6 protein-coding genes and 1 pseudogene are annotated in these 6,706 nt (G+C 68.0%); 6 read left to right on the plus strand and 1 reads right to left on the minus strand.

Annotation, left to right across the window (positions count from 1 at the left end; all coding sequences use genetic code 11):
* Positions 1–315: pseudogene (locus AACZ35_RS11130) on the minus strand (DUF3014 domain-containing protein); the annotation flags it as partial.
* A gap of 163 nt (positions 316–478) precedes the next feature.
* On the opposite strand from AACZ35_RS11130, the gene AACZ35_RS11135 reads away from it, so the two are divergent.
* The 6 genes from AACZ35_RS11135 to AACZ35_RS11160 form a co-directional block, all read left to right on the plus strand.
* Positions 479–2,107: a TldD/PmbA family protein gene (locus AACZ35_RS11135; RefSeq protein ID WP_339829236.1), complete on the plus strand. Its 1,629-nt coding sequence runs from the start codon at positions 479–481 to the stop codon at positions 2,105–2,107.
* A 21-nt stretch (positions 2,108–2,128) separates the two neighbouring features.
* Entirely contained in the window at positions 2,129–3,463 is a 1,335-nt protein-coding gene (locus AACZ35_RS11140; protein ID WP_339829238.1) for a TldD/PmbA family protein, read from the plus strand.
* Positions 3,464–3,485: 22 nt separating this feature from the next.
* Positions 3,486–4,184, plus strand: coding sequence for a DUF4159 domain-containing protein (locus AACZ35_RS11145; RefSeq protein ID WP_339829240.1), 699 nt, complete (start codon positions 3,486–3,488; stop codon positions 4,182–4,184).
* A gap of 16 nt (positions 4,185–4,200) precedes the next feature.
* A complete protein-coding gene (locus tag AACZ35_RS11150; protein WP_339829242.1) occupies positions 4,201–5,193 on the plus strand; it encodes a MoxR family ATPase in 993 nt (330 codons plus the stop codon).
* Positions 5,194–5,200: 7 nt separating this feature from the next.
* A complete protein-coding gene (locus AACZ35_RS11155; protein WP_339829244.1) occupies positions 5,201–6,097 on the plus strand; it encodes a DUF58 domain-containing protein in 897 nt (298 codons plus the stop codon).
* Positions 6,094–6,706, plus strand: a 613-nt coding sequence (locus tag AACZ35_RS11160) for a BatA domain-containing protein (protein WP_339829245.1), incomplete at its 3' end; no start/stop codon positions are given. The genes AACZ35_RS11155 and AACZ35_RS11160, both read left to right, overlap by 4 nt.

The following is a 6,706-nucleotide window of genomic DNA, read 5'->3' on the forward strand; positions in this document are numbered from 1 at the left end:
CACCAGGAATTCGGGCACCAGGAACGCCGCCAGGTCGCCGCCATCGAGCAGCGCCGCCAGCGCCGCCCAGGTCACGGCGTCGCTGTCGGCCAGGGCCGGCAGCGGTTCGGCGGGGGTTTGGTCGGGCAGCACGGGCACGTCTTCGATCGGGTGCAGCACCTCCGGCTCGCGCGGGGCTTCGGCGACCGGCGCGACGGTGGCGGCCGGTGTCGCCGGAGCGGCTTCTTCACGCGGGTAGTACTTCCAGGCGACGACGCCGCAGACGGCGACGAAGGCGAGGGCCAGCCAGGGGCCGGCCTTGAATTGTCTGCTCATGTGAAGACTCCTTGCGGCGGGACGCCCATTGAGACTACGCCAGCAGGCTTAAGTTCCGCGGAACGCCGGCACGAACCGACCTAGGACTATCGTCACTTGACGCCCCCTGCTGCGCCCACCAGAGTCAGGCGGGCCACCGCCCTAACGCCTTTGGAGTGACACGATGGACAGACGCAATTTCCTGACGATGTCGGGAGTGGGCCTTGCCGGCCTGATGATGCCCTTCGGCCGCGTGATCGCCGCCGAAGACCTGGTCACTTCACTCGACATCGGCATCAAGAAGGCGATGGCCGACGCTGCCCTGCAGGCCGCCCGCGACGCCGGCGCCAGCTACTGCGACGTGCGCATCGGCCGCTACCTGCAGCAGTTCGTGGTCACCCGCGAAGACAAGGTGCAGAACGTGGTGAACACCGAATCGACCGGCGTCGGCATCCGCGTCATCGCCAACGGCGCCTGGGGCTTCGCCGCCACCAGCGACCTGAGCACCAGCGGCGTCGCCAACGCGGCCCGCCAGGCCGCCGCGATCGCCAAGGCCAATTCCGGCCTGCAGACCACGCCGGTGCAGCTGGCGCCGGTGAAGGGCTTCGGCGAAGTCAGCTGGCGCACGCCGATCGTCAAGAACGCGATGGAAGTGCCGGTGAAGGAAAAGGTGGACCTGCTGCTGGGCGTGAACGCCGCGGCCATGGCCGCCGGCGCCAACTTCGTCAATTCCACCCTGTTCCTGGTCAACGAACAGAAATATTTCGCCTCGACCGACGGCAGCTACATCGACCAGGACGTGCACCGCATCTGGGCGCCGTTCACGGTGACGGCCGTGGACAAGGAAAGCGGCAAGTTCCGCACCCGCGACGGCCTGTCGGCGCCGATGGGCCTGGGTTACGAATACCTTGAAGGCAAGCCGGGCGACCGCTTCGTCTCGCCCAACGGCATCGTCAACTACGGCAAGTCCTACGACATGATCGAAGACGCCGTGGCCGCGGCCAAGCAGGCGCGCGAAAAGCTCAAGGCGCCGTCGGTGAAGCCGGGCAAGTACGACCTGGTGCTGGACCCGACCAACCTGTTCCTGACCATCCACGAAAACGTCGGCCACCCGCTGGAACTCGACCGCGTGCTGGGCTACGAGGCCAACTACGCCGGCACCAGCTTCGCCACGCTCGACAAGCGCGAGAACAAGTTCCAGTACGGTTCCGACATCGTCAACCTGTTCGCCGACAAGGTGCAGCCGGGCAGCCTGGGCGCGGTCGGCTACGACGACGAAGGCGTCAAGACCAAGAAGTGGGACCTGGTGAAGGACGGCGTGCTGGTCAATTACCAGGCCATCCGCGACCAGGCCCACATCATCGGCGAAGACGAGTCACACGGCTGCTGCTACGCCGACTCCTGGGCCAGCGTGCAGTTCCAGCGCATGGCCAACGTGTCGCTGGCGCCGGGCAAGACCAAGCTCAGCGTCGAGGACATGATCAAGGACGTAGAGAAGGGCATCTACATCATCGGCGACGGTTCGTTCTCGATCGACCAGCAGCGCTACAACGCCCAGTTCGGCGGCCAGCTGTTCTACGAAATCGAAAACGGCAAGATCACCCGCATGCTCGAGGACGTGGCTTACCAGATCCGCACGCCGGAGTTCTGGAACGCCTGCACGGCCATCTGCGATGAATCCGACTACCGCATCGGCGGCAGCTTCTTCGACGGCAAGGGCCAGCCCGGCCAGGTTTCCGCCGTCTCGCACGGTTCGTCCACGGCCCGTTTCGACGGCATGAACGTCATCAACACCGCCCGCAACCTCGGCTGACCGGCGCAGGAGCCTTAAACCATGAGCATCTACACCGAAGAACAGGCCAAGGCGATCCTCGACAAGGTCATCAAGCTGTCGCAGGCCGACGAATGCACGGCGACCCTGACCGGATCGATCACCGGCAACATCCGCTTTGCGCTAAACAACGTCTCCACCAGCGGCATCGTTTCCAATGCCCAGCTGATCGTGCAGTCGGCGTTCGGCAAGCGCGAGGGCATCACCACCATCAACAGCTTCGACGACGCTTCGCTTGAACGCGTGGTCCGGCGCTCCGAGGAACTGGCGCGGCTGGCGCCGGAGAACCCGGAATACATGCCGATCATCGACAAGCAGGACTACAAGCCCTCGCCGACCTTCGTGCAGGCCACCGCCGACATCACGCCGGAGCAACGTGCCCAGATCGCGGCGGCCTCGATCGGCCCCAGCAAGGACGGCAACCTCATCGCCGCCGGCTTCCTGCAGGACGAGAACGGCTTTTTCGCCTTCGCCAACTCCAAGGGCAACTTCGGCTACCAGAAGGCCACCAACGTCAACTACACCTGCACCGTGCGCACCGAAGACGGCCGCGGTTCGGGCTGGGTGACGCGCAACTCCGGCGACATCCGCGATTTCGACGCCGACGAGTCCATCGCCGTGGCCATCCAGAAGGCGCGTGATTCGGCCGAGGCCAAGGCGCTTGAACCCGGCAAGTACACGGTGATCCTGGAGCCGGCCGCGGCCGCGGGCCTGATCAGCTTCATGATGTTCTTCTTCGACGCCCGCCAGGCCGACGAAGGCCGCAGCTTCCTGTCGAAGAAGGGTGGCGGCACGCGCCTGGGCGAGCAGGTCTACGACCCGCGCGTGAACATCATGGCCGACCCCTGGAATCCGGAAGCGGCCGTCATGCCCTGGGACGACCAGGGCCTGCCGCGCGAAAAGCACCCGATCATCAAGGACGGCAAGGTCGAGTACCTGCAGTACTCGCGCTTCTGGGCCAAGGAAAAGGGCAAGCGCGCCATGGGCCAGCCCGGCAACCTGCTGATGGCCGGCGGCGACAAGTCCACGGCCGAGCTGGTGAAGGGTACGCAGAAGGGCATCCTGGTCACGCGCACCTGGTACATCCGCATGGTTGATCCGCAGACCGTGCTGCTGACCGGCCTGACCCGCGACGGCACCTTCTACATCGAAAACGGCGAGATCAAGCACCCGGTGAAGAACTTCCGCTTCAACGAATCGCCGGTGATCATGCTCAACAACATCGAAGAACTGGGCAAGCCGGTGCGCATCAGCGGCGACGAGTCCCCGTTCACGATGATGATCCCGCCGATGAAGCTGCGCGACTTCACGTTCACCTCGCTGTCCGACGCGGTGTGATGGGCTCAGGGATGGGAAACCGATGAATCGACGCGGTTTCCTGTCCCTGCTTGCTGCTGCCGGCGCCCTGGCCCTGCCGGGGCGCCGTGCTTTCGCGGCGGCAGACGACTACGACTTCTGGTTCACCCGGCTGATGTACGACTCGGGCAACTGGGACGTGGACCAGCGCATGCCGGCGAACATCATCACTTCGCTGATCGATTACACCCGCCTGCGCGTGGACCCCAAGGAACACGTGCTGGCCCTGGCCGATCCGCGCATGCTGCAGGCGCCGTTCTGCTACCTGGCCGGGCACAAGCTGGTGGAGTTCAACCCGGACGAGCGGCGCAACTTCGAAACCTACGTGCGCAACGGCGGCTTCGTATTCGTGGACGACTGCAACCACGACATCGACGGCCTGTTCGCGAAGTCCTTCGAAACACAAATGGCCTCGATCTTCGGCCCGCGCGCGCTGCAGAAGCTGTCGAACCGGCACCCCATCTATTCCAGCTTCTTCCGCTTCGACGGCCCGCCCACCACCGGCTTCGAGCTCAACGGCTGGGGCGACGACCTGGTGCACGACTACCTCAAGGGCATCGAGATCGACGGCCGCCTGGGCGTGCTCTACAGCAACAAGGACTACGGCTGCGAATGGGACTACGACTGGCGCAACAAGCGCTGGCTGGCCGAAGACAACACCAAGTTCGCCGTCAACATCGTGATGTACGCGTTGACGGCCTGACCCGGATGGAACCGCGATGACGACGCAAACCCCACACGACCTGCAGGTCCTGCTCGACCGGATCGTTCCGCTGCGCGAGGCGATCGGCCAGGCCATCGTCGGCCAGCACGACGTGGTCGAACAGCTGCTCACCGGCCTGCTGGCTGGCGGCCATTGCCTTCTTGAAGGCGTGCCCGGCCTGGGCAAGACGCTGCTGGTGCGCACGCTGGGGCAGGCCCTGGACCTGGGCTTCCGGCGCGTGCAGTTCACGCCCGACCTGATGCCCAGCGACATCCTGGGCACCGAGATCCTGGAAGAAGACCACGGCACCGGCCACCGCCACTTCAAGTTGCAGCCCGGCCCGGTTTTCACCCACCTGCTGCTGGCCGACGAGCTGAACCGTACGCCGCCCAAGACCCAGGCCGCGCTGCTCGAGGCCATGCAGGAACACACCGTCAGCTACGCCGGCACCACGCATCCGCTGCCCGAACCCTTCTTCGTGCTGGCCACGCAGAACCCGCTGGAACAGGCCGGCACCTATCCCCTGCCCGAAGCCCAGCTCGACCGCTTCCTGCTGCACATCCGCGTGGACTACCCCAGCGAAGCCGAAGAACGCGACATCATCGAACAGACCACCGGCGGCAGGACCCCGAAGGTGCCGCAGGTGATGAACGGCGAAGACGTGCTGGCCCTGCAGGCGCGCGTGCGCGAAGTGCACCTGGGCGCCGACCTGCTGGACTGGATCACCCGCCTGGTGCGGTCAAGCCGCCCGGGGCCGGGAGCGCCGGCCGAGATCATGCAGTACGTGCGCTGGGGCGCCGGCCCGCGCGCCGGCCAGTCGCTGGTGCTGGCTTGCAAGGCGCGCGCGCTGCTCAACGGCCGCTTCGCCGTGACCCGCGACGACGTACTGGCGCTGGCCGCGCCGGTGCTGCGCCACCGCCTGCTGCTGTCCTTCGCCGCGGAGGCCGAGCAAAAATCGCCGGACGACGTGGTGGCGGCGCTGCTGCGCGCGGTCCCGCACCCGGCCTGAGGCCGCCATGTCCGGCCCGGACTTCATTCCCGCCGCGGTGCGCGCCCGGCTGCGCGACCTGCGCCTGGAAGGGCGCCGGGCCACGGGCGGGCATGGTTTCGGGCAGCACCGCAGCCGCAGTCGCGGCGCCGGCCTGGAGTTCGCGCAGTACCGCGCCTACGAGCCGGGCGACGAACTTCGCCAGGTGGACTGGAAGCTCTACGCCCGCTCCGACCGTTTTTTCGTGCGCGAAGCCGAACGCGACAGCCCGCTCACCGTCTGGGTACTGATAGACACCAGCGCCTCGATGGCGCAGGCCGATGCCGCGCGCCCCGACTGGAGCCGTCTCGACCTGGCCCGCGGCCTGGCCGCCTGCGCTATCGAGCTGGCGCTGCGCCAGGGCGACCAGTTCGGCCTGGCCGCGATCGGCGGCGACGGCCTGCGCCTGGTGCCGGCCGGCGCCGGACCACGCCACCGCGACCGCTGCCTGCTGGAACTGCACGGCTTGCGTGCCGGCGGCGCCTGGCCCGCCGAATCCACGCTGCGCCCGCTCTGGGAACGCCTGGGCGCCGGCCACCTGGTGCTGGTGCTGGGCGATGACTTCGACGAGGCCAGCGTCGCGCTGATGGAAAAACTCGCCGCCGCCCGCCGCGAGGTCCTGAACCTGCAGCTTCTGACCGCCGAGGAACGCGACTTCCCCTTCCGCGGCGGCCACCGTTTCCGCGACCCGGAAACGGGGCAGGAACTGGTGGGTGATGCGCCCGCTGCCCGCGCCTCGTTCCTGGCCGAATTCGGCGCCGCGCGCCGGGACCTGCACGCGCGCCTGGCCGCCGCCGGCATCCGCAGCGAAACGGCGTGGCTGGACGAACCCATGGACCTGCCGCTGCGCCGGCTGCTGGCGCCCGGCGCCGCGGAGCGCGCATGAGTTTCGGCCTCGCCTTCCCGCTTGGCCTGCTGGCCCTGCTCGGGCTGGCGCTGCCGCTGCTGGTGCACCTGGCCCGGCGCGAACAGCAGCAGCCGACCATGTTCGCCGCGCTGCGCTGGCTGCGTGCCGTACGCCGTCCGCGGCAGAAGCTTCGTCTCGAACAATGGCTGCTGCTGGCCCTGCGCCTGCTGCTGGTCGCGGGGTTCGCGCTGCTGCTGGCCGCGCCCTGGTTCCTGCGCGACGAAGGTGACGCTGCGCGCGTGCTGGTGCACCCCGCGCTGGCGCCGCCGGCAACCGACGCGGACGCCGATGTGCGCTGGCTGGCACCCGGATTCCCCCGCATCGATACCGCCGCGCCGGAGCCGCGCCAGCCGCTGGCCAGCCTGTTGCGCCAGGCCGACGCCGAGCTGGCGACGGGCCGCCCGCTGGTCGTACACGTACCGGCGATCATCGACGGCGCCGACGGCGAACGCCCCCGGCTTTCGCGACCGGTGCAGTGGCTCGTCGACGCCTCGCCACCGGTCACCGACGCGATGCCGCCGGCCCCCTCGCCTCCGGTGATGGTGATCCGCCACGCGCCGGACCTGGCCGGCCAGGCACGCTGGCTGG

Source organism: uncultured Arenimonas sp. (assembly GCF_963976025.1).
Taxonomy (GTDB): Bacteria; Pseudomonadota; Gammaproteobacteria; order Xanthomonadales; family Xanthomonadaceae; genus Arenimonas.